Annotated in this window: 1 protein-coding gene and 1 tRNA gene; both read left to right on the top strand. The window is 31.4% G+C overall.

The annotated features are described in order from the left end of the window. Positions 1–399: 399 nt before the first annotated feature. On the top strand, positions 400–2133 hold the full coding sequence (locus GTR01_RS24325) for an erythromycin esterase family protein (protein ID WP_160140284.1): 1734 nt from the start codon (positions 400–402) through the stop codon (positions 2131–2133). Between the two features lie 194 nt (positions 2134–2327). After that, a tRNA-Asn gene (locus tag GTR01_RS24330) sits at positions 2328–2404 on the top strand. Positions 2405–2561 lie beyond the last annotated feature (157 nt).

A 2561-nucleotide genomic window follows, 5' to 3' on the forward strand; every position in this document is an offset into this window, starting at 1 on the left:
CCATTTGCATTGGGTTTGTTCTTTAAAATTCGTTTGTAAGTTGCCATAGTGAAATTATAAAAGTCAAGGTATAGGTCAATGTTATAGTACAAAAATAGTAAAATAAAGTAATACCTCAAAACAAAATATTATATTATATATTTGTTTTTCAATCTTTTAGTGATACAAATAAAAACATAGAAATATAATAAACCTCTTTCTGTTAATCAGAGGGTCGCTGGTTCGAGCCCAGCAGGAGGAGCAAAAAAGACTTACAGAAATGTAAGTCTTTTTTTATTTTATCATTCTTGCATCTCTAAAAAAATGATAAATAGTAATAAAGTATCATAAAATTATAGATCATAGAAGGTTCAATGGATAAATTCACGGCTTTGATTCGTAAAACTATAACCATTCTAAATGATTCTAAGAAAATATATACTCTTTATCGGTTTATTCTTTTTTCACACAATAGCAGCACAAAGTTTCCTTAATTTAGATTTTGAAAAAACAAATTCAAATAACCTTCCCTTAAAATGGGATTTTAAAAAGGGAGGCTATTCTTATCAAATCGACAGCAATGCCAAATTTGCTGGAAAGAAAAGTTTTCAGATTACCAGCCACTCACCCAAAAATACCGATTCAGCTTCACTTTATACACTCCTTCCTGCCCATCTCTTAAAAGGGAAAGAATTACATATTACAGCCAAAGTAAAAATAAATTCAAACCAAAATGGAAATGCAGGACTCTGGATCAAAGTGATTGATGCTAAGAAGGCCATCATTTCTTTTGATAATATGAAAAACCAAAGAATCACAGGAATTACGGATTGGAAAGAAATTTCTCTTACAATGAAAATAAGTTCTGAAGCCGAAAAAATTATGATGGGAGGACTTTTTGAAGGGAAAGGAACGGTCTGGTTTGATGATTTTACAATTACTTCAAATCAAATGCCTATTGAAGATATTTCCAAAAGAGAAAACCTAAACCAGGAAGAGCTTACTTTATTGAAAAAATATATTTATCCCATAAAAACCTATGATCCGGAATACAATACCAATCAAGATCTGGAAATACTGAAGAAACTTATTGGGAATTCGAAGATTCTTGCTTTAGGAGAGTCCACCCATGGATCTTCAGAAATTTTTAAAATGAAAGATCGTATGATAAGATACCTGATACAAAATAATAACTTCAATATCTTTTCTATTGAAGCCAGGATGCCGGAATCCTATCAGGTCAATAATTATATCATAAAAGGAGAAGGATCTCCAGAAAATTATCTAAAAGCAATGGATTTCTGGACATGGAGAACTCATGAGGTTCTAAAAATGACGGAATGGATGAAAAAATACAATGAAGCATCAAAAAGAAAAGTCCTATTTACAGGATTTGATATGCAAGACTTTTATACGCCCATCCATGAGCTTAAAAAAGAATATAATGGTAACCCTTCAATCATAGAAAAACTCGAAGAATTGCGCCTATTATTGAGTAAATTTAAAGACAAAAAACAAAAGAGCAGTATAGCGGTAATGGATAAAGAGGATAAAGCCGCTGCAGATTCAATTATTTCAGTTATTAAAAATCAAATTGGCACTGTAAAATCTGGTAAAATTGATCTCAAGTGGATAAACCAATACCTCCGTCTTTTAGAGCAAAATACCGAATTAAATAGTTATAGCAGAGACAAATTCATGGCCGAAAATATTTTATGGATAAAAAATCAGAACCCTGATTCAAAAATTATTCTTTGGGCTCATAATGGACATATTAATAAAGAACCAATTCGTATGGGAAAATATCTGTCCGATCAATTAGGGAAAGACTATACAGCAATAGGTTTTGCTTTTTATTCAGGACAATATACTGCAAAAGGGGAAAATGGTATCACAGCTTACAATGCTCAGGAACCCTACGCAGGAACTTATGAATATTTCCTACACTCCGTTAATGAACCTTATTTTATTCTTGATATTAAGAAAATAAAAGAAGATAATAATGAAAAGCTAAAATGGCTGATTAAAGAATTAGATCTCAGAATAACAGGTGCTCGCAATAAGCCTGACGAGTTCAGACATAAAAATATTTCAGAAGATTTTGATTACCTGATATTCATTGACCAGTCTACAGCCTCCGTTTTATTGAAATAAAAAGATGATTCTCCAAACAAATAGTATTCTTGAAAACTCATTCCATTACTTCTATTTCAAATTTTATGTATATCATGAAAATTTAATTTATTGAAAAATAAAACAATAGCATTTTTTGTTAAATATTAAAGGATAAAAACTTGTTTGGTATAAATATTCATATTATATTTGCACCACTTAAAAACAAAGGACATTCCTCCTTAGCTCAGTTGGTTAGAGCATCTGACTGTTAATCAGAGGGTCGCTGGTTCGAGCCCAGCAGGAGGAGCCACTAAAAATCAAGCACTTACAGCAATGTAGGTGCTTTTTGTTTTTATCAAGGTCAAGGCTTAAGTCAAGGCTAATATCTAAAAATAGTAAAACCAAGGTCAAGGCTTTGGTCAAGGTTGACAAAAATTACACCCTATTTCTAACAAAAATTGTCACAT

The organism is Chryseobacterium sp. c4a (genome assembly GCF_009900745.1).
Lineage (GTDB): Bacteria > Bacteroidota > Bacteroidia > Flavobacteriales > Weeksellaceae > Chryseobacterium.